At 66.0% G+C, this 20,862-nt stretch carries 14 protein-coding genes and 1 tRNA gene; 8 read left to right on the top strand and 7 right to left on the bottom strand.

Going from position 1 to position 20,862, the window contains the following annotated elements; genetic code table 11:
* Positions 1-263: 263 nt before the first annotated feature.
* Positions 264-1,976 carry an IS1634 family transposase gene (locus KGA66_RS22495; protein ID WP_211470308.1) on the top strand — a complete coding sequence of 571 codons (1,713 nt, stop codon included), beginning with the start codon at positions 264-266 and terminating at the stop codon, positions 1,974-1,976.
* A gap of 273 nt (positions 1,977-2,249) precedes the next feature.
* Here KGA66_RS22495 and KGA66_RS22490 read toward each other — a convergent pair whose 3' ends face one another.
* Positions 2,250-2,855 carry a hypothetical protein gene (locus KGA66_RS22490; protein ID WP_211470306.1) on the bottom strand — a complete coding sequence of 202 codons (606 nt, stop codon included), beginning with the start codon at positions 2,853-2,855 and terminating at the stop codon, positions 2,250-2,252.
* A 228-nt stretch (positions 2,856-3,083) separates the two neighbouring features.
* On the opposite strand from KGA66_RS22490, the gene KGA66_RS22485 reads away from it, so the two are divergent.
* The 3 genes from KGA66_RS22485 to KGA66_RS22475 are packed head-to-tail and all read left to right on the top strand — an operon-like array spanning position 3,084 to position 5,523.
* A complete protein-coding gene (locus KGA66_RS22485) occupies positions 3,084-3,410 on the top strand; it encodes a hypothetical protein (protein WP_211470304.1) in 327 nt (108 codons plus the stop codon).
* A gap of 44 nt (positions 3,411-3,454) precedes the next feature.
* Positions 3,455-4,798, top strand: coding sequence for a hypothetical protein (locus KGA66_RS22480; RefSeq protein ID WP_211470302.1), 1,344 nt, complete (start codon positions 3,455-3,457; stop codon positions 4,796-4,798).
* 41 nt (positions 4,799-4,839) lie between these two features.
* The gene (locus KGA66_RS22475) at positions 4,840-5,523 is read left to right on the top strand and encodes a hypothetical protein (protein WP_211470300.1); all 684 of its coding nucleotides are present in this window, start codon (positions 4,840-4,842) and stop codon (positions 5,521-5,523) included.
* A gap of 480 nt (positions 5,524-6,003) precedes the next feature.
* On the opposite strand, the gene KGA66_RS22470 is transcribed toward KGA66_RS22475, so the two are convergent.
* Complete coding sequence (locus tag KGA66_RS22470; RefSeq protein ID WP_211470298.1) at positions 6,004-7,755, bottom strand: alpha/beta hydrolase fold domain-containing protein; 1,752 nt, start codon at positions 7,753-7,755, stop codon at positions 6,004-6,006.
* Positions 7,756-7,804: 49 nt separating this feature from the next.
* Between KGA66_RS22470 and KGA66_RS22465 the strand changes: the two genes are divergently transcribed.
* The gene (locus KGA66_RS22465; RefSeq protein WP_211470296.1) at positions 7,805-8,668 is read left to right on the top strand and encodes a hypothetical protein; all 864 of its coding nucleotides are present in this window, start codon (positions 7,805-7,807) and stop codon (positions 8,666-8,668) included.
* On the opposite strand, the gene KGA66_RS22460 is transcribed toward KGA66_RS22465, so the two are convergent.
* Together KGA66_RS22460 and KGA66_RS22455 are read right to left on the bottom strand one after the other, a co-directional pair.
* Entirely contained in the window at positions 8,598-9,731 is a 1,134-nt protein-coding gene (locus KGA66_RS22460; RefSeq protein ID WP_211470294.1) for a UDP-N-acetylglucosamine 2-epimerase, read from the bottom strand. The two genes, KGA66_RS22465 and KGA66_RS22460, sit on opposite strands and share 71 nt — an antisense overlap.
* 42 nt (positions 9,732-9,773) lie before the next feature.
* Positions 9,774-10,958: a hypothetical protein gene (locus KGA66_RS22455; protein WP_211470292.1), complete on the bottom strand. Its 1,185-nt coding sequence runs from the start codon at positions 10,956-10,958 to the stop codon at positions 9,774-9,776.
* 76 nt (positions 10,959-11,034) lie between these two features.
* Here KGA66_RS22455 and KGA66_RS22450 point away from each other — a divergent pair, with 76 nt between their 5' ends.
* The 3 genes from KGA66_RS22450 to KGA66_RS22440 all read left to right on the top strand — a co-directional run bounded on the left by KGA66_RS22450 (position 11,035) and on the right by KGA66_RS22440 (position 16,022).
* Positions 11,035-11,496, top strand: coding sequence for a hypothetical protein (locus tag KGA66_RS22450; protein ID WP_211470290.1), 462 nt, complete (start codon positions 11,035-11,037; stop codon positions 11,494-11,496).
* Positions 11,493-14,897 carry an NB-ARC domain-containing protein gene (locus tag KGA66_RS22445; RefSeq protein ID WP_211470288.1) on the top strand — a complete coding sequence of 1,135 codons (3,405 nt, stop codon included), beginning with the start codon at positions 11,493-11,495 and terminating at the stop codon, positions 14,895-14,897. The genes KGA66_RS22450 and KGA66_RS22445 overlap by 4 nt, the downstream gene beginning before the upstream one ends.
* Before the next feature lie 603 nt (positions 14,898-15,500).
* Positions 15,501-16,022 (top strand): ParB N-terminal domain-containing protein, encoded by a 522-nt coding sequence (locus KGA66_RS22440; RefSeq protein WP_211470286.1) that lies wholly within the window; start codon positions 15,501-15,503, stop codon positions 16,020-16,022.
* A 153-nt stretch (positions 16,023-16,175) separates the two neighbouring features.
* On the opposite strand, the gene KGA66_RS22435 is transcribed toward KGA66_RS22440, so the two are convergent.
* The 3 genes from KGA66_RS22435 to KGA66_RS22425 form a co-directional block, all read right to left on the bottom strand.
* Positions 16,176-16,757, bottom strand: a complete 582-nt coding sequence (locus KGA66_RS22435; protein ID WP_211470284.1) for a helix-turn-helix domain-containing protein — start codon at positions 16,755-16,757, stop codon at positions 16,176-16,178.
* A 275-nt stretch (positions 16,758-17,032) separates the two neighbouring features.
* Positions 17,033-17,125, bottom strand: a tRNA-Ser gene (locus KGA66_RS22430).
* A 1,121-nt stretch (positions 17,126-18,246) separates the two neighbouring features.
* On the bottom strand, positions 18,247-20,739 hold the full coding sequence (locus KGA66_RS22425; RefSeq protein WP_211470282.1) for a tetratricopeptide repeat protein: 2,493 nt from the start codon (positions 20,737-20,739) through the stop codon (positions 18,247-18,249).
* Between the last annotated feature and the right edge of the window lie 123 nt (positions 20,740-20,862).

Here is a 20,862-nt window from a genome sequence, read left to right as displayed (position 1 = left end):
GGTCGAACCGGTGGAAGCCGGTCCTCAACGCCTTCGAGATGGCCTTCGACGGCCGACTGCACCCGGAGCGGGACTCGGCCGCCGGAGTGAAAACCGGCGACACGCCCTAAAGTCCGACCCCTGATTCGCCGATACTCCAAATAGACCAAAGCCCACCAAAAGAGACACAGACCCTTCGGACCGTGGCGTATGGGGTGGTGATGCTGGCCGTGGGGCGTGTTGGTCGCCGTGTCGATCTCGTGATGGGCGTATGACCTATATTCGTGGCGAGTCTGTATGCGAAGCGTTCCGGCGATCGGACGTACTGGTATCTGCGGGAGATGGCGCGGGTCGACGGGAAGCCGACGATGGTCTCCGAGCGTTACCTGGGTACGGCTGCTGAGATCGCGTCCGCCGTTGAGAGCGGGCAGGACGCGGTGATGCCGCAGCGTAGTCGGCACTTGGCATTCGGTGCCGTGGCTGCTGGCTGGCGGGTGCTTGAGCGGCTCGGTGTCACGGGCATCATCGACGCGGTGACCGGCCCTGATCCGCGCGGGGCGGGCGTGTCAAGGGGTACCTATCTGGTGCTCGCGGCCTTGGGCCGCCTGGTGGAACCTGGTTCGAAAGCGGGGTTCGCCGACTGGTGGAAGAGCACGGCGGCCGACCGGTTCACCCGGATCCCGGCCGCGGCGCTGGACCATCGCAGGTTCTGGGACGCGATGCACAGCATCACCGTGGAGCAGTTGGCCGAGGTGGAGCGGCGTGTCGCGGTCGCGATGGTCGAGCAGTACGCCCTGGAGGTGCGCTCCCTGGCGTTGGACATGACCAACTTCGCCACCTACATCGACACCGCGAACGCGCGTGCCCCGATCGCGCAGCGCGGCAAGGCCAAGCAGAAACGCGCGGACCTGCGCCTGGTGGGACTTGGCCTGGTGGTCACCCGCGATGGCGGGATCCCGCTGGTCAGCCACCCCTACCCGGGCAACCGCCCGGATGTCACCCAGTTCACCACCATGGTCGACCAGTTGGTCGGCCGGTACCACGCGATCGCGCCGGGTGTGGGCCTGGACGCACCCGGGGAACTGACGGTGGTCTTCGACGCGGGGCAGAACTCGCAGGAGAACTTCACGCACTTCGCCTCCACCGGTTTGCACTTCGTCGGCTCGATCCCACCCAGCGACTGCCCTGACCTGCTGGAAGTATCGGGCACCGCGCGGCGCGTGGTCGACGGGGAACGGTTCGGGAAACTGACGGCGTTCCAACGCCGGCGCGAGGTGTACGGCCGGAAGTATCGCGTAATCCTGACGCACTCGCCGAACCTCCACGCCAAACAGTCCCAGGGCTTCGACCAGAGCCTGAGCAAAGCCGGGGCCCGGCTACGGGAACTGGCCGCGCGCCTGGAGCGCGGGCGCACCCGCAGAGCGCGCGAAGCGGTCGAGCGCGAGATCGAAGAGATCTGCCACGATACCTGGGTGCGGCGCGTCATCGTCTGGACGCTCACCGGAGATGACCCCAAAGGGCTTCGGCTGACCTGGCACATCGATATCACGGTGCGGGCATCCCTGGAGCGCGAACAGTTCGGCAAACGCGTCCTGGTCACCACCCGCGACGCGTGGAGTATCGCAGAGGTCGTAGCGGCCTATCGCTCCCAAAGCGACGCCGAGTTCGCCTTCCGGCAGCTCAAAGACCCTCACGTCGTCTCCTTCAGCCCCATGTACCACTGGACCGACCACAACATCCGGGTCCATGTGTTCACCTGTGTGCTCGCCCTCCAGATCGCGCACCTGATGCGCCGCGAAGCCGGCAGGGCCGGGCTCCATCTGTCGGTGCGGGCCCTGCTCGACCAGCTCGCCGGGATCGGCGAGACCGTCCTGATCTACCCGGCCGCCGCAGGCGTAGGACGGCCCAAGGTCCGGCGGATGCTCACCGAAACCACCCCCGACCAGGACCGACTCGCCTCGATCTTCCAGCTCGACCGGTACGCCCCCGCCACGTAGGTCATACGGACATATCGGACCGTACGCCGCCGTTGACCAGCACGGCAGGGGTAAAACGACCAAGATCTGCGGAAACTCCCGCTAGCGCAACAGTTCGGCCTGCCCACCTACACGTCCGACACGCTGTGACATGCGTCGGCGCTGTTCCCGTCTGCGGCGAAGTCCAGTCGGTACCGCATCAGCGCCCGATCACGAGCGATACTCCAGCGCCAGGCACCAGCCCGCCGTAGGCGGCGGCAAGGCCCCAACGAGGACCTCTCCGCGTGATCCGTCTCAACGGCCGTCAAGTGCATCGGGGCCGGGACGCGACAGCGCAGGATCGGCCCAGCGCAAAGTCGCCATCGCCGCATCGAACGCACCCACAACCGATTCTGCCGTAGCCCGGTCCATGTCCCTGGCAAAGGTCAACGCGAACGACAACCACCGGCTCTGACCACCGTGCGGGACAGCCAACATGTACTCGATACGCCGCGCCACTGTGTGCGCACCCGCGTCCCGCGCAGCGTCAGCCGTATCGACCCTGACCCCGGCCGCTCCATCGAGCATGCCGAACTGCGCACCAGAATCGCGCGCCAGAACCCGCGCGACCAAGACATCCGGATCCCGCACCGCCCCGAGAGGGAACGCCACCTCAGCGATCTGAATCGCCGCGGGCAGCGTCGGCCGCCCAGATCGGATCGGCGGAACGTACAGCGCAATACCACCGCCCGCGGCCGCGCGGGCAGCATGCGTCGCGAACTGTTCCAGAACCCCGATCACCTCAGCGGCAGCAACCCCGCCAGCCGGAGCGACCCCCGCGGCAAGCATCCCGCCGACAGCCTCGCCAGCCGCACGGGGATCACGCAATGGCACCTCGACCCAGCCGTCCGGCCAATCCACGGCATAGCAGGATCCCGCATCCACCCCCGAGAGAGAGCCCTGATCCATACACCGCCCCATGACACGTCGGCGAGCGGGCCGCCCGCCTGGAAATCGTCCCGGCCACGATACCAAGCGCGACACAACCTGCATGTTCGATTGATACAGAGCTCTGTGTTCCCCTACGTTAGATAAAGCACCGCGTCATCGCACGGCACGCGATCAACAGCCGAGAGGGGACAGATTTCAGTGTCCGGCAACGGCCGCCTGGCGGTGGACCTCGACGGGTTGGAACAGTTCGCCAAAAGCCTCGAATCAATCAGGACCCGGATGAACGCGGCGCAGGACTGGGCGCACTGCCACGACGGGCAGATGGGCTCCGCCGAAGTCGAAGGCGCCTTGCACGACTTCGCCGACGGCTGGCGCGACGGACGCACGAAGATCGACGGCAACGCCAAAGCACTGGCCGACATGGCCCAGGGATCCGTGGACACCTTCCGCTCCGCCGACCAACAACTCGCCGACCAGCTCAACGCCGCCACCGGTCCCAGCCAAGGTGGCCCGAGTGCCCAGTAACCGCGAACCGCTCGTACCAGACGCGCCCAGCACGGGGAGGCACGGTGGCGCGGCCGACTGACTGGTGGGTCCTCGGCCTCGACCAGGACCCGACTCCCGGAGTCGTGGAATCCGTCCAAGACCTCGCCACGCGCTTCCACACCTTCGCCGACGACGTCGAACGCGCCCACAAGGACGTGCTCAGCCTCAACGGCGACCAGATCACCCTGCGATGGATCGGCGCGTCCGGCGACACCTTCCGCGCCGCCTTCTCCACGTTCCCCGACGACCTGCAAAAGCTGTTCACCTCCTACCGCATGGTCGGCGACGCCCTGACCGCCTACTGGCCCAAACTCCAAACCGCCCAAACCAACGCCGACCAGGCCTGTGCCCAGGCCGTTCAGGTCCACGACGAACTGGCCACCGCCCAAGGCCAGCTCACCGTGGCCCAACAAGACCTGAAAACCGCGCAAGCCCACGGCGCCGACACCAGCGCCCACCTGGCCGCCCAAAGCACCGCACAGAGCAAAGTCGCCGACGCCCAGCAACGGCTCAACGCCCTCAAAGCCACCGCCCAGCAGGCATGCGACGACCGGCTCGCCGCAGCACGCGCCTGCACCGACTCGATCGCCGCAGGCGGCAACGCCGGCATCCACAACAAACACTGGTGGCAGAAACTCGGCGAGATGATCTCCGACGCCGCCGGAGAAATCGCCGGGATCACCGGCGAGATCGCCCAAATCACATCGCTCATCGCCCCGGTCCTTGACGTGATCGCCCTCGCTACCGCGGAGATACCCGGCCTCGACGTCGTCACCGCAGGACTCGCCCTTGGCGACAACCTCCTCGCCGAAGCCAGCAGCAGCGTCTACGCCACCGCTACAGGGCTCAAAGCCGACGGAGAACTCCTCCAAGGCCACTACAAAGCCGCCTTCATGGACGCCGCTACAGCAACGATGTCCCGCGTCGGGACCAAGACTGGTGGCGGAGAAGCAAACGTTCGGGCGAACGCAATCGAGGGTAACATTGATTCTGAGGCTGGTGGCGCATCCGACGAACTCTTAAACTACGCTGATGAAAATATCGGGAGGACAAACGTCGCCGCCGAAGTCGTGGCTCAAGACGGCACGCATGGATTTGGCTTGAGTATGCCGAGATCACTCGAAGATCTGACTCCAGCGGTCCGGACAGCTGTCGAGGCAACGGGACACCACGGTGGCTGTGCAGAAATCGGTGGCTTGTGCGATATTGAGCGCCAAGGCGCCTCGATATATGGCTCCCATGGCCTAGCGATTCACGTAATGGGCGGAACACAAGAGTATCCGGCGGAGGTACATGGCGAACTAAAGCCATTGTGCCCTGATTGCACAAGTCTTTTTGATTACCTGAAAGCGAGCCCTTCGAGTTGAGTCAATCAGCAATTGAAATTTCACCGCGCGCAAGGCGCTTCTTGGACTCATTTGCCGACCCACCATTTGACTGGTCGAAGCTGTCGGACGGCGTAAGGCTGGGAAATCTTGAGGGCCATGCGGCGGTTTCAGCTACAGCGAATAGCCCTCAGCCATTAATAGGCTGGTTCAAAGAATATTACGAAGGTCACAAAATCCAGGTTCCAGGTGGTGCACTTGAAGGATCTATCGAACTTACTTGCGGTCCGGACCCCAAGATTCGCGAATCAAGTAATGGCGAGCGGTTCTTCAGGGTGGCAAAGCACGACACTGCCCAGTGCAGTATTGTAATGTCGCTATCTGGAATTATTGGCTGCTCGTGGGTCGACGAGTTCCATCCACTATTTGATTCCATTGGGAAGTTTGTCGAAGACTGCGCCGCTTGGAACGATCATCGTGGATGGACATATGTCGCCACTGTGGACGGCCCCGAAAAGGAGCTAATCAGCCTCTTCGGCGACTTTAGGCTGGACCGAGGCGCTTCGGGAGATCTTTCAAAGTGGTGGATTCGTCAGGATATAGCAATAGTATCGCACCCGTATCTAAACCCATCAAGAGGGGGAGGAAAAAAGGTCACCTTACTTGCCTTAGATCTCGAGTGTGCTGAAAGCGCCTATCGCGTAATCAAAACGAGACCGAGTGAGGGAAGCGTCAGTCCGGCCTTTATCAACCGCACGGTAGGGTGAGTGGACGGCTTTAGACGATCTATCACACTGGCGACGCAAGGGGAGGATGGGCACAGCCAGGAGAATCGCCCTCCAGTTGCGAGAGCACACCGCAAGAGCGCCTCGACAGACACCTCGAAGCGAGGGTTCGAAGGCTCGACGGGATACCAGCCAGATCGGTCCTCGGTCTTCAGGCCACTGGCCTGCAGGTTCTCGCGATCGCCGCGCAGCGATTCATCTCATGACCATGGGATAGCCCGCTCGCCATTCAGACCCGCGGCTCTATAATGGTCTTAGTGCCGCAGCTGAGGTGTAACGTTTCGGCCGTACCGCTCCGCCGTGTGAGCGTGACACCGCGGCTTGGTCGTGGCCGCGCTGGGAGTACACAGATCCCGCCACAGGGGTGGCGAATCGGCGCCTGCTTTTGAAAACACGAGATCGGTATGCTGACGCCTCCGGCGCCAGGCCGGTTCCGGGACGAGTCGCTCCCGGTGAGCATGCTTAGTCCGTCGTGTGGGCGTGCAGGTCCCATACCTGCAGCGTTCGATCGAGGCTGCCGCTGACTGCGATGGGTGTGTCGTTGACGACCGCGCACGCCACCGCGCTTACGCCGTCGGCGTGTCCGGCAAGGGGTTTGCCGATCTGCCGTCCATTGCGCAGGTCCCAGATCCGTACCGTCCGGTCACCGCTGCCGGTGACGGCGACAGGTGCGCTGTCGAGGACCGCGCAGGCCACCGCCTCAACCGGGCCGGTATGTCCGACGAGCGGTTGACCGATCTGGCGCCCGGTGCCTAAATCCCAGATGCGCACCGTCCGGTCACCGCTGCCGCTTACGGCGATGGGTGTGTCGTTGACGACCGCGCACGCCACCGCATTTATGCCGTCTGTATGTCCGGCGAGAGGTTGACCGATCTGACGCCTGATGCGCAAGTCCCATACCCGTACGGTCCGATCTTCGCTACCGGTGACAGCTATGGGTGTGTTGCCGAGGGTCGTGCACGCCACCGCCTTTATGCCGCCGGTATGTCCGGCGAGTGGTTGACCGATCTGGCGCCCGGTGCCTAGATCCCACATGCGCACCGTCCGGTCCAAACTGCCGCTCACGGCTACGGACGTGCTGTCGACGACTGTGCAGGCAACCGCTTCTACTGGGCCGGTGTGTCCGGCGATGGGCTGGCCGATCTGTTGCCTGGCGCGCAGGTCCCATTTTCGTAGGGTTCCATCCCAGCTGCTGCTTACGGCGGTGGGTATGTCGCCCAGGATCGTGCATGCCACTGCGCTTACGCCGCCGGTGTGTCCGGTAAGGGGTTTGCCGATCTGTTGTCTGGTTCGCAGGTCCCACATCCGCACCATCCGGTCCGACGTGCCGCTCACGGCGATGGATGTGCCGTCGAGGTCAGTACACGTGACCTGCTCGGGAGGCACCGATGGTTTGTAGAGCGTCCTGTCGAGGAAGTCGATGGATTGCTCGACAAGCGTGTTGATGTCGGTGCAGCCCTTGAAGCAGTGTTTGGCGCCCGGCACGGCGATCAACTCGGCGTGGGCGCCGTGGGATTGCCATGCGGCGACGAGAGCTTGGCTTGCCGCGAAGGGGACGTTTTGGTCGTCGGTGCCGTGGACGCACAGCAGCGGCGGGGCTTGGGGGTGGGCTTGGTAGACGGGACTGCCCAAGCGAGCCAGTTCCGGAACGTCGGCGGGCGGCCCGCCGAGCAGCGCAATTGCTGGATCGTCAGCAGTGGGCGGGCCGTCGGGGAAGGTGAGGTCCGTCGGCCCGTACCAGTCGACCACGGCGTGAACGGCGGCCGAGCCGTCGGCCGGTGTCACGGCGAGCGCGGCAAGCACAGCGAGATGCCCGCCCGCGGAGTCACCGAAGACGGCGAACCGATTCGGGTCGACGCACAGTTGTGAGGCGAACCGGCGGACCCACCGGATTGCGGCCTGGATGTCGAGGAGCTGGCCGGGGTAGACCGTCTCCGCGCTGAGCCGGTAGTCGACATCGGCGACGGCGTAACCGCGGGCGAGCAGCCGTTCGTGAAGCCCGAACGCGCCGCGGTGGTCGTGGCGTGTACCGGTACGCCACGCGCCACCGTGCACCCAGATGACCACGGGCCAGGGGCCGCGGCCGGGCGGAACGCGAAGGTCGCATTCCAGCGGCCGATAGCCGACGAACCGGGCCACGATCACATCGGTGTACTCGATCACGCCTGCCGATGTCGCCCTGCCGATCGGAGGGTGATCGTAGTTCTCTGACATGCAGGCCTCCCGATGTCGCGTTCCGCACACCCGCTGTAATACTGTATCCGTGCCCTCATACGGTTCTGGTGGACGTTCGGTGCTGATCTACGACCACAGTTCCTGGTCGGGTTATCTGCTCCAGCGGCTACTGCCCCGGGCGACCCGGTTCGTCGCCCGGCGCGGCGACCGTGCCGGAGATGTCCTGGCCGACGTGCCCGCAGACGCCGCGGTCTTCATCTTCCACGTCGATCTGACCTGGGCCGGCGACGTGCCCCTGGATCGAAGTGAACTGACGGCGCGCCTGGTCCGTTATGGCATCGCGGTGATCAACCACGATGTCGTGGACATCTCCAAGCGGAGCCTTCAACATGCCTGCGGGGAACTGGGGCTGCCGACCACGGTGGCCGACCAGTCCGGCCCGCCTGACGACCTGGTCATCGTCAAGACCGACCGGAACTACGGTGGGGTACCCGAAACGCTTTCCCAACAGCGTGACACCGGTCTGGACGTAGGACCGGGCAAGGGCGCTCCCGAGCCCCCCGAGTACCTCGTGGCCAGGCGCTGCGAGCTGGATGAGGCGGTCTGGACCCGTCCCGACCTGGTCGTCGAGAACTATGTGTCGAACCCCCACGGGCAGATCTATCGGGCGATACGTCTAGGCGACGCCATGGCATTCATGGTGTACCGGACCGGCCGTGCGGTGGACCGGGTGCCGGCCGACAGTTCGCTGCTGGTCGACGCGGACCTGGTGCCGACGGCGGTGAAGAAGGCTGTCGTGGAACTGGCGCAGTACCGCGGGATCGGTTTCGGCGCGTTTGACGTGATCGTCGATGACGCCAGTCAGGCCTTCGTCATCGACTTCAACTCGACGCCTTATTGGGGCGCGGGCGCTCTGGGAGCGCTTCGAAGGCTGACCCGCCCGTGGTCGTGAGTCGTTTGAGCAGCTCAACGAATGTCGAATCGTAGCCGCGGGCCAGTACGTCGGGCTTCGCCGGAGTTTCGCGGCGCCTTTGGACGGCCGCGGCGGCGAGAGAGGCCAACTGCGCCGGCTCGATCGACTCGACGATCCTGGTCGTCGGCGGGAAGTCGGCCGCGCGAGGGCTGGCCTGGCGCAGCACGAAGCAGTCCGTGCCCAGAAACGCGCACTCGTCCTGCACGGTGGACGAGTCGGTGATGACGAACGAGGCCCGGCTCAGCTCGGCGACGTATTCCTCGTGGCGCAACGTGGGCCTTATCCGCACGGCGGCGGCAGTTGCCGCGAGGGCTTCGAGCCGGTCGCGGATCCCGAGGCGTCGCAGTTGGAGGTCGGTGCGGCGGAACAACACGATCGTCAGCGCGAAGCTGGCCGCGAGCGCCTCCATGCAGCCGACGATCCGGACCAGTCGCTCCGGATCGAGGACATTCTCGTCGCGATGGAACGTCACCAGGCCGGTGGCCTTGCGGCTTGGCGCCGCGGCGGGGGCACCGTCAGGTCGTCTGAGCCTGCGGGCCATCGTGAACAGGGCCGGGTTGTCATAGTGGGAGACCGTGCCGGGGTCGATGCCTTCCGCGTGCAGGTTGGCGGCCATCGAGGAGGTGAAGGCAACACGGTGAGTGACCCCGTGGTCGACGGCGACGCGGATGAACTCTTCGCGGTCGGCGAGATCGCCGGTGCGGTATCCCGACTCGATGTGCACCGTCGGGATGTCGAGTTGGTGCGCGATGCCGAGCGCGAGCAGCGTCACGTCGAGGTCGCCGTACAGCAGAAGTACGTGTGGCCGGACCGAGGCCATTGACCGGCGTAGCCGTCCGGCAAGGCGACCCGCGCTCTGTTCGCTGATCACCTCGAGGGGAGCGGGCAGTTGGAAGTCCGCGCTCGTCCAGGGATAGTCACTCAGCGGGCCGAGCCAGCATTCGACCGTCTCGTGCCGGATGTCACTGCGTTCGAGGGCGAGGTGGATGGTCTCGCTTTTGACCAGATGCGGGCGGCCGCCGAGCACCGAGACGACACGCATCCGTATCCCCCTTTCCGTATCAACTGGGCTCGAATCCGGCAGTCACGAGCCCAGATGGTCGGATAGCTTCCACCACCGGCGCGGCCTCTCCCCCAGGGCCGTGAACGTCGTGGGCTGCGTCGAATGCAGGCTGATCGGTCGAGCGTCCCGGCGCGCGCCGAGCGGGACGTCGACCAGTTCCCCGTGGACGACAGTGCCGGTGCCGTCGGGCACGAGCACGCCGCTGAACACACTGGTGAAGGATCGGCCTTGGTCGTGACTCATGCCGAGCCACCAGAGGACGTCGCCGATCTGCCGCAGATAATAGGTGCCGCCGTCGTCCGCACACCAGACTCCGGTATAGGTGCCCCGCGCGACGGGCGCGACGAAGTCGAGCACGTACACCGGGTAGATGGCGACCTCGCCTGGCTCCGCCGACGCTGATGAGCGCCGCATCGTCAGGCATCCGGCGACCCGCACCCGCGTGCCCATGGCGATGTGCCGGCCGAAGACGCGCACTGATCCGTCCGGTGCGGCGTCGGCGTATCCGTTGATCGGCCTGCCGTTAGAGAACAGGACGCTGCTTGCGTCGCGCTGCATCCACCCCGGAAGTCTCGTCGTGCCCGTCTGCCCTTTGAGCGTGCATTGCAGGACATCGCCCTGGTGGTCGAGCGCGGCGGCTGCCTGCTCAGGCGTGACGTCCTGCGCGCCCCAGGGTTCCCAGACGTTCCGCTCGGTCCTGAGCGCGAAGGTGATGTCGTCCCTGTCTGAGACGAAACCTCGAACGATGACGCCTTCAGCGACGACGTGTTGCGCGCATACGAGGCGCCGTTGATCAGCCGGTCCATCGGCGCGGACCAGTTCCGCCAGCCGGGCTGCGGCCTGCGCGCGTGCCGGGGCTTCGATTCTGTGCCACGCCGAGGCGCCGAAGCCTCCGAGTTCACGCAGCCTGCGCATCTCGCCGACCGATACCACGGCCAGATCGAGCGTCCCGTTCTGGGGAACGTCCCCGCGCGGCGTGTCCACGAACTCCCCGATCACCGCTTCGCCGACGAGGCGGCCCCGAAAGACGTTGGCGAATCTCAGCCCCAGGTGGAAATCCTCGGCCCCCATCGCCGTGTCGGTGCTCAGGCCCACCCACCACAGCGCTCCTGCTTCGTGGCGCACGTAGTAGACGGCTTTGTCGTCGCCGATCCAGGTTCCGGTCAGGGCTCCGTCCGCGACAACGACCACACTGAAACTGTGCACGAAGACAGCACACGAAGACAACTTCTTGCAGCCGTGCGACCGATATGGTAAGTCAGAGGTCTGTGAGGGGAGTGCCATGGCCGGCGAATGGTGGAGTTCATTGGCGCTGTCTGGAGCGTCGACGCTTGTCAGTGCCGCCGCGACAGACACGTGGAAGGCTGCCCGCGCCGGATTCCTCAAGCTGTTCGCACACGGAGACCCCCAGCGTGAGCGCATCGCGGCCAACCGGCTCGACGAAGCCGCAGCGCAAGTAGAAAGCACCGACGCGGAGCACGGGGACGAGGTGCGCGAGGCACTGGTGCAGGTGTGGCGCGTACGGCTCGGCGACCTGCTGGAAGAACAGCCCGACGCGGCCGAACAAGTGAGGGCTCTGGTCGAGCAGGTTTACGCGGCGCTGCCGGCGGCACGACGGCACTGGGCGCAGGCGATCGGCACCGGAGCAGTCATCACCGCGAACAGCGGAGGGTTGAACATCGCCAACACCGGCGCGATCGGCGACATCACACTGCGCGCCGAGCCGCCTGGGACGTCCGCGTGAGTGAAACGGTCCGGCCCACCGGCGACATCGACCAGCGCAACACCGGTGGAATCAACATCGCGAACACGGGCGTCGTCGGCACCATCGTCATCGGCGACATCCGCCAGCCGCGCGAAGAAACGCCCTGGATGGCTCCCGCGCCGACCGGTCCGGTCATCGAGCGGCCGGCCGTGGCGCGCGCGCTGCGAGAGGCCCTGACCGCGCCGGACTCGGACGTGATCGCGGTGACCACGGCGCTGGAGGGAGCCGGCGGCTTCGGCAAAACGACCTTAGCCGCCCATCTCTGCCTCTCCGACGAGCGCCTGAAAGATCGGTTCGCCGGCGGACTTCTCTGGATCACACTGGGCCAACACGTCGCCGGCGCCGAACTCGCGAACAAGATCAACGGCTTGTGCGAGCTGCTGACCGGGCAGCCCGCAACGGTCTCCGACCCCGAACTGGCCGGCGCCCGGCTCGGGATGCTGCTGGAGCAGCGGCAGGACATGATGTTGGTCATCGATGACGTGTGGAGCGCCGCCCAGCTACGGCCCTTCCTGATCGGTGCGCGACGCTGCCGTCGTCTGGTGACCACCCGCAACAGCGCCGTCCTCCCCCGCACCGCGAGATCCGTGCTGGTCGACGCCATGGAACACGGCGAAGCCGTGTTGACGTTGACGAACGGCCTCGGCGGGATGTCCCCCGCGATCGTCGGCCGGCTGCTGGAGTTGACCGGTCGCTGGCCGCTGCTGCTGTCGCTGGTGAACGCGGCGATCCGCGAGCAGCAGCGGCAGGGGGCCGCCGTCGAGCAGGCCGGCGACTGGGTGGCACGGCGGCTGGCCGCCGACGGACCGGCAGGCCTCGACCTCGGTGACGCCGAAAGCAGGGAGACGGCGGTGGCTGCAAGCGTGCGCGCAAGCCTGGACCTTCTCAGCCCGAGCGAACGGGAACGCTACTTCGACCTGAGCGTCTTCCCCGAGGACGTCGACATACCCGCGGACATCCTCGCGCTGCTGTGGGCGGCGACCGGCAGTCTGGAGCGGGGTGCCGCCGACCGGTTGCGCGACAAGCTGATCTCGATGCGACTCGCGATCGGATCATGGCACCTCGGCGGTCCGGCGCTGCGGATGCACGACGTATTTCGCAGCTATCTGCGTCACCACCAGGGCGCCACCGAGCTGGCCGGGCGGCACCGGTGCCTGCTCGATGCCGCCCGGTCGCTACCCGGCCCGCTCCCGCGCACCGCAACGGACCCGACACCGTGGTGGCTGCTGCCCGACGAAGCCGACTACCTGTGGCGCTACCTTGGCCACCACCTCGCGGAGTCCGGCCAGCGAGCCGAACTGGCAGCACTCGTCCGCGACCCGCGCTGGCTGCTGGCCAGGGTCGAGCGATACGGCCCCGTCGCGGTGGGAGCCGACCTCGCCCTGGCCGACGATGCTTTCGCCGGGCAGTTGCGCCGCGCCATCGGACAGGCGGCTCACCTCCTGGTCCCGCTGGAACCCAGCCTCGCCGACACCCTCCTATCCCGCCTCCACGGGACTGCCGCGGGCGATCACGTCGCCGCGTGCGCCAGATCGGTACTGGCAGAAGCGCACCTCACCCCGGTCTGGCCGCTTCCCGACCAGCCGGACCCTGCGCTGTACAGGACCTTGGAAGGCCATACCAGCTCGGTCCGCGGATGCGCCGCCTCACCGGACGGCCGATGGATCGCCTCCACCGGCTTCGACAGCACGATCCGCATCTGGGCCGTGGACTCCGGCTCGGTGCACGCCACGTTGCGCGGCCACCTCGGCTGGGTGTGGGATTGCGCGATCGCACCGGACGGAACCTGGCTGGCCTCAGCCGGAGACGACGGCACGATGCGCATCTGGGACCTGGCCACCGGCGCGTTACAGCGCACCCTGGAAACCCAGTGCGCTGTCACCCACTGCGCGATAGCGCCGGACGGATCCTGGTTGGCCTCGACCGGAACCGACGGCACCACACGCATCTGGGACGCGCACACAGGCACGCAACGCGCACTTCTTCAAGGCCACCACGGCGCCACGACCGGATGCGCGATAGCGCCCGACGGAACCTGGCTCGCCTCCACCGGAACCGACGGCACCACACGCATCTGGGACGCGCACACAGGCACGCAACGCGCACTTCTTCAAGGCCACCACGGCGCCGCGACCGGATGCGCGATAGCCCCGGACGGCACCTGGCTCGCCTCCACCGGAACCGACGGCACCACACGCATCTGGGACGCCGCCAGCGCCACCGAACGCGCGATTCTGACCGGCCACGCCGATGCAGTGACCTGCTGTGCCATCGCGCCGGACGGCACCTGGCTCGCCTCGGCTGGAGCAGATCGCACCGTCCGCATCTGGGACACCCGCACCGCAGCCCTCGAAGCCACCCTGCTCGGAGACACCGGTGGGGCCAACAGCTGCGCAGTCTCCCCGGACGGCACCTGGCTCGCCTCCGCCAGCTCCGACACCATGGTGCGCATCTGGCACCGGCAACACGGCGTATCCACGAACCACGAAGCGGCGAGCACCGGCCGTGAAGCAGACGCCCGATCGTGCGTCACGACCGTCTCGATGCGCGGCATCGCCACCTCACCGGACGGCACCCGAATCGTGACCGCGAACACCGACGGCACCGTCGGCCTGTGGAACGTGCCCACCGCGTCATACGCAAGCTTCCCCGGCCACACCGGATGGGGGCGATCCGCAGCCGTCGCGCCCGACGGCGCATACTTCGTCTCAGGCGGAGTAGACGGCCTGATCCACCTGTGGGACGAACGCTCGCAGGAACCGCGCGCCACCCTGACCGGCCACACCGGCTGGGTCAATCGCTGCGCCTTCCCACCGGACGGGACCTGGCTCGCTTCCGCCAGCTCCGACGGCACCGTGCGGCTCTGGGACATGCCCAGCGGTCAACTGCGCAACGTCATCGGCGGCGATCTGGGCGAACTGTTCGGCTGCGCCATCGCCCCGGACGGCACCTGGCTGGTATCGACGGGCACCGACCAACTCATACGAATCTGGGACACCGCCACCGGCACGGCCCTCGCCACCCTGGCTGGCCACACCGGCCGAGTCAGCGACTGCGGCATCTCCAGCAACGGCGAATGGCTCGTGACGGCCAGCTTCGACCGCACCATGAGGATCTGGAACACTCACACCGCAGAAGAACGCGCCGTACTGGCCGGCGAAACCGGCCCGATCTGGGGCTGTGCCATCTCCCCTGACAACCAGCGAATAGCCAGCGTCAGCACGAACGGCACCATACGGATCTGGAACCCGCACACCGCCACCTGCGAAACAGCACTCCGAGTCGAACAGCCCGTGCGAGACTGCACCTGGCTCGACAACTCCAAGCTCTGCGTCGCAGGCAACGCCGGCCTCTACCTACTCGCCTACGACACGCAGTGACGCGCCGCCCAGCGGCAGAAACAGCGGGAAGCTCTCGTTGCGGTGCACGCAAACCGCCAGGGGGCGCCGAGAAACACAGAGCCGTCCTGGTCCTCGCCCCAACCACCGCCTCCGGTGGTGCGCCCGGGGCGGGAGCAGCCCGACGACTATCAGTCCGGGCCGGGGCGATGCCGTTGTGGCGCCAACCCGAGCCCGACAGAGCGCGCGGCAGGGCGATTGGCCCCGCGCCGCCCGCAGCCATGAGCCGCCCTGCACGCACGCATGTGAAACCCTTATGCGCGACCGCCAACCAGCACGCATGATGTGACCGCCGCCAAGGCGAAAACCCGCATCGAGCTCACCTACTCTAGCGGGCATGACCTCACTGAGCACTCGCAGCACCCTGCGCGCCCCTCGCGTCGCCACGGCACTTGACCAGATGTTCGCCCTCACGCGATAGCAAGGCGACGTGCTGTCCTGGCGGCCCGGCAACTTCGATCAGCTCACGACCCAGCAGCGGGCGGACGCCTGGTCCACGCTATTCATTCCGATCACCGCCGAGGCCGGCGCCTCCTATACACGCTGATCCGGGCCCCGCGCCCGCAGACGGTGGTCGAGTTCGGCATGTCCTTCGGCATCTCGCTCATCGAGGTGTGTCTGCCGGTGGGGCAGCCGACGGCCCCGTTCGCGATCACCACCGATCAGGACAGCATCACGATCAGCTCGGCCAACCCGAACCTGCGGGTCATCAGCGGCCAGGCGTATCCCACTCTCGCCGCGACGGCGCCGAACCTGCCGCCCCGGCAGGTGCAGGCCGTGACGTTCCTCGTGACCACGTCCACCAGCTACGTCCAGGTCGCCCACTATCAGGGGCGGTACTTCCTGCGGGACGGCAACCACCGCGCCGCCGCGCTGCTCCTCGCAGGCATCACACAGGTGCCCGCCATCGTGATCGAGGCCCCGACCTTCCAGTACGTCGCGCCGCCGCCGCTCGGGCTGTTCGACTACCAGGTCGCCTTCAGCAACAGGCCGCCGCTCGTGACGGACTTCTGGGACACCTCGGTTGCGGCTGGCGGCCATCACCCCGCGACCTACAAGGTCGTGCGCGTCAGCGCCGCACAATTCCCGGTTCCCATCCACGCATAACGCATGGCGCAGCCGCTTGATAGCAGCAGTCGTGCGGTCGGCCGCTCGAGAGCGGAGACGAGCCGCCGCGCCCCGCCTCATGGGCATGCTGAGGCCGAAGGAAGCTCCGCGCCTCGCCTTCAGACCGGCGACACGCGGTCTGAAGGCGTCAGGTTATGACTCTTGCGGGTGGTCCCGAAACCACTGCAGCACGGCAGCGATCGCTTCGGTCTGACGCTCGCGCAGGGCGCGCGCGGGCGGGCCGTCGACGACGACGAACTCGACGTACACGTCAAGCGGCGCACTAGGCCGCTCCCGGCGAATGGGCGACCGTGGCGGCGCCGCCAGGCGCACCCCCGCCTCACGCAGAACCAAGGCGATGTAGTTGTTCGACACCAGGGCACCCTCGCCCTGCGCCAGGTATGCCGCCAGCGTCCGGGTCGTCCAGCGCTCCAGGCCGACATCGGCCGGCGGCGGGGACGCGGCCAGCTCCAGAACGCGGCGGCGCACCCAGCCAGGTACCTGCCGGCGAGCATTGGAGCGGCCGACCAATCCCGCCACGCCCTGCTCGGCGAACCGGGACACCCAGCGGTCCACAGTCGGCAAGGACACCCCGCACTGCGCCGCAACCTCGCCACGGGTGCCGCCGGTGGCGCGCAGCAGCACGATCCGCGCCCGCGCCGCCAGGCCAACGGGCGTGCCGGGCGCGGCCAACAACTCGCGCAGCGCCGCCAGATCACTCTCGGACAGATCCATACCTCGGTCAGATGCCGCGCGCGGGCGACCTTGTAACGCGACAGGCTCACACCGTCACCCGGACGTGTCGCGGAACAGTCCCACAGGCGGCAAACCGGACAAACCCTGGGTGTCGAACCCGCGCAAGATCGAATGCCTCTGGCCTGCGAGAATATCAAGCTATGGACCGATCTGGCCGTCCATGGGGAGCGAACCGGTCCATGCGCACGAAGCGGAAAGTGCCCTCTGAACTGCGGAAAGGCCGATCACACGAAGTGACCGGCCAGTTACCGAAGTAGCCCCGACGGGATTCGAACCCGCGCTACTGCCTTGAGAGGGCAGCAGTCGGCACAGGGATAAGCCCAGCTCAGAATCCCTTTTCTGGAGCTCGTAGCGGGCTCATAGCCACTATTCAGCCACGAGCACCCAAGCCACGCTCGAACAGCCTGGCCCGCCGCATCACCGTGTGCCGCGGTGAGCAACTGTGAGCCGACCCGCTGCGTGCTGCACAGCCGTGGCCTTCATGTTGCCGTTGGTTCAGCTCGCCTAGCTCTTTGTCTGAGTTGGGTGGCGAGCGATCCCACCAAATCGACTCTCCCATAGCGCTCTCACCACCGACGCTTGTCTGTTAATTCGCCATCGCTGCCAGGCGTTCGGAGGTAACCCACGTCTATATGAGCGCCGCACCACTCGATCAATATTTGCCGCCAAGCCTTTGGCTTGCTTCAGCAGGTCATCCGCATTCGTTCCCGGAACATTTTTATAAGTTGCAACCCATTCCGGGATCCGTGATGCCACACGAAGCGGCTCGTCCAGCCCATAAAGTACATATTGAACCTTTGGGCGTACGGCCTTGAGGAGAGCCGAGCCGGCTGCACCACGTTCAATCCATGCGCCCTGCTCCTGCCCCAATGACGCACGCTTCCGGAGTACGTTGGCGCAGGCGAGGCAGGAATGAACCCCATCCCCTAGATCGGTAAGAAGGGGGTTGAGGTAGAGACGGTGCGCCGCGCGCATCTCTGCCCGCCGCGACCCTAAGAGGTTGGATACAAGCGTCACGAGCGCTGCACCAGCTGCGATCGAGGCCGCGATCAACGTCACAGTGGGTTGTGACACCTAAGTTGCCTCCAAGTATTCGTGCCTCACCATGCGGCAGCCCCTTTCGTTCATCTATCCCGTTGGGGCGGCAGGATTTGAATCCACGACCTCTTCGTCCCGAACAGCGTAAGCGAAGAGGCCAGAGGTTCAATTCCAGCCATAAGTGCAGGTCAAGACTTCGGGATGCTTTGGTATCGATTGGCCTGGTTGGGCGGGAATCTCTTGATCATCTCCCAGATTTCTCCCAGCACCGGGGTCCGATAAGTCAGAAGAGGACGGTACATACCTGTCTGAGCTAGTATGCTTACATTCAAACACATCGAATTCGCTACGCAAGCAGTACCGAACACGGCTGGCCGCTGTGCACCCGGTATTGGCTGCTCTAATGATCTCCGTGCGTGCGCTCCATGCCTCATGCGAGCCGGTTGAGGACCAGGTCCGTCAGGCGTTTATTGAGCCATGCCTCGGCCACGTTGTAACCGTTTGATTCGAGCCAGTCCCGGTACTCAGATGGGATGTCTGCGGTGATACCGGCCTGATCACCGCTTTCCGTCATCGCAAGCAGTTCTCGGATCGCCGACGTGATGCGTTGTCCGAGCTCCGCCTGTACGCCGGATGCAATCCGAGCGAAGAACGCGGGACCTTCGGGTCCGTGCCAGACGAACAAGGGCGGCCTGCCGTCCGCGACGGTCACGGTTGCGTGCCACGGGCATTCCATGGTTACCATGTTGCAACACCACTGGATGAAACTCAGTGGATCAGCGTGTTCACCGTCCCACCCCCACTCCGCGACGCAGCCGCACGTGTGCGCAAGCGGGGTCCAATTGATGGCGTCGTTGAGGCTGTCGGGCTCGAGAGCCGTTACGCGTACTTGCGGTGCGGTGCCAGCGCCGCCAACGGCCGCGAAGTACGCGTCGATTATTGGGTCACCCGCCTCGCGGGCCTTGCTCGCCCATTCCAACGCCTCCTCTTGATCTCCCTGCTCGTGAAGGTAGATCGCGTAGCGGCCCAGCGCCGCCGGGAATCCCCCTGTGGCGGCTTTTCTAAGCCATTCTCCCGCTTCCGCGGTCTCCTCCGATTCGTCGAGGATCATGCCCACGTAGAGCATGGCTTCGGGCGAGCCAGCCTCTGCGGCCGGCCTGAACCATGTCAAAGCCATCTCGTGTTCGTCGTCATTCCACAGGAGCTCACCGAGGTTCACCATTGCCTCCCCGTGCCCGAGGGTCCCGGCACGGTGGAACCACGTCTTTGCCTCTTCGAACTGCTCCTGCGCCCGATAGATCTGACCGAGGAGGAAAGCCGGCTCAGCGTAGGGCCTGGTGACGGACTCTTGATACTTCATGAGATCGGCGTCGGTCACTCCGACGGGGACTGGGATCCCTTGGAGATAAGGCTCCGCGTATGCCCGCCCGGCATCAGCGGCTTCGCGCAGGCACTCACATGCCGCCTCTAGGTCTCCTTGATCGCGAAGCATGGTGCCGAGGAAGAGCATGCCCATGCCGTGGTCTCCGGCTGCCGCCGCAGCTTCGTACCAGTGCCGTGCCCCCTCGGAGTCGCCGGCGTCCTCAAGGTTTCTGCCCAGGCCGACCATCGCGCCGGGCACTCCGGCTTCTGCGCCGCGACGAATCCACTCTCGCGCCTCGTCGGTGCGACCAAGGAATTCAAGGGCAACCGCTAGAGGGGCCATGGCTTCCTTCTCCCCTGCATCGACCGCGCGGCGGTACCAGGCTGCTGCTGCCTCGCTGTCGTCGGCGTCCTGGCGTGCGGTTCCCAGAGCGATCATGGCGTTTGTATCGCCATCGTCCGCCAGCCGGGTCCATGCGGCCTCAGCGTGGTCGTGATAGCCGGACGAGAAGGCGAACATCGCGATGACTTCGCACGCGACGCGGTCCGCGTACGCGACCAGGACATCCCAGGGCTTGGCCGGCGACTGTCGGCGCGATGCGTAACGCCGAGCCGAACGGTGCGTGAGGATGTCGGATGCCTGATAGCCGTCCAGCTCGCCGACACGGCGTGCCGACGGAGTGAGGGCGGCGACGTCACCGCGCACCGGGTGCAGAGCCCACTGAAGAGCTTTGTCGAACCAGTCGGGCTGCGCTTGAGCGCGCTGCGCGTTGGTCAGATACTGCTCGGCAAGCAGCCTGAGCAGCCCGGGAGGGATGACCGCAGGGTGGCCGCACAGGCGCGCCTCGACCGCGGCCGTGATGAGGGCCGCGCCCACAGGGTCGCTGGGCTGTTCCCAGCGCCGGATTAATTCGGGTGCGCAAGCCAGGCTTGAGATGATCGCTGCGTTCGTCGAATGTTCGATCGCCTCGCGGATCCGGGGATCGCATTCGCTGATCTTCGCCGCGCGCTGGCGCTCAGATGCTGTGAACGCGGAGGCGATGTCGAACCTGGTGGCCAGGCGCAGGATGGCTGCGGCGCCGCCGCCCAGCTTCGGCGCACGCTCATTGATGCTGTGCTGCTCGCTGATCCGGTCATAGTCTGTCGGCCACATGGTGCCGATGACCAGAAGCGGGCCGGCCTGCTGCGCGAGCACCTTGTGGACGGTGCGCAGGCTCAACGCTCCGGAGTCCAGGTGGCGGGCAAGCTCGTCGAGCCAGATGACGCAGTGGTCCAGTGGAAGGCCGGAGAGCACAAGTTCGTCGAGATCGCTTGCTGTCGGCGGGATGATCATGCGCCAGTCGGCGAGTTCTGCGCGTACGGCCTCGAACGCGGATCTCGTTTTGCCTGACGCCGCCGACCCCACCAGGACGACGAAAGCGCTGCGGCGCATCGCGTCGCCAACAGCTGCGCGCAGTTCGGTGTCCACATCGCGCTGCACGTACTCCGGCAACTGCGCAGACAGCGACGTGTCTGATTCAGGTGGGAGGGGCAAAGCCGCGTGAATGCCCAGAAGCGCCACTGCCCTAAAGTTAGGTCCAGTTTGACATGATTTCAGGTAGCTTGCGGGGCAAGGGTTTCAGCTTGATCACGATGTGGACTGGGTGTGGGAGGCAACGAAGCTCCTGGTAGAACGCGGGATGCC

It is taken from the genome of Actinocrinis puniceicyclus (assembly GCF_018283645.1).
Lineage (GTDB): Bacteria > Actinomycetota > Actinomycetes > Streptomycetales > Catenulisporaceae > Actinocrinis > Actinocrinis puniceicyclus.
Note: the sequence above shows the minus strand (reverse complement) of the source record. Positions and strands in the feature narration are given on the sequence as shown.

Excerpts from the sequence above, each read along its gene's own strand:
- KGA66_RS22440 (WP_211470286.1), top strand. The coding sequence starts at position 15,501 with ATGTCCTTCGGCATCTCGCTCATCGAGGTGTGTCTGCCGGTGGGGCAG.
- KGA66_RS22450 (WP_211470290.1), top strand. The coding sequence starts at position 11,035 with ATGGCCGGCGAATGGTGGAGTTCATTGGCGCTGTCTGGAGCGTCGACG.
- KGA66_RS22435 (WP_211470284.1), bottom strand. The coding sequence starts at position 16,757 with ATGGATCTGTCCGAGAGTGATCTGGCGGCGCTGCGCGAGTTGTTGGCC.
- KGA66_RS22470 (WP_211470298.1), bottom strand. The coding sequence starts at position 7,755 with ATGTCAGAGAACTACGATCACCCTCCGATCGGCAGGGCGACATCGGCA.
- KGA66_RS22460 (WP_211470294.1), bottom strand. The coding sequence starts at position 9,731 with ATGCGTGTCGTCTCGGTGCTCGGCGGCCGCCCGCATCTGGTCAAAAGC.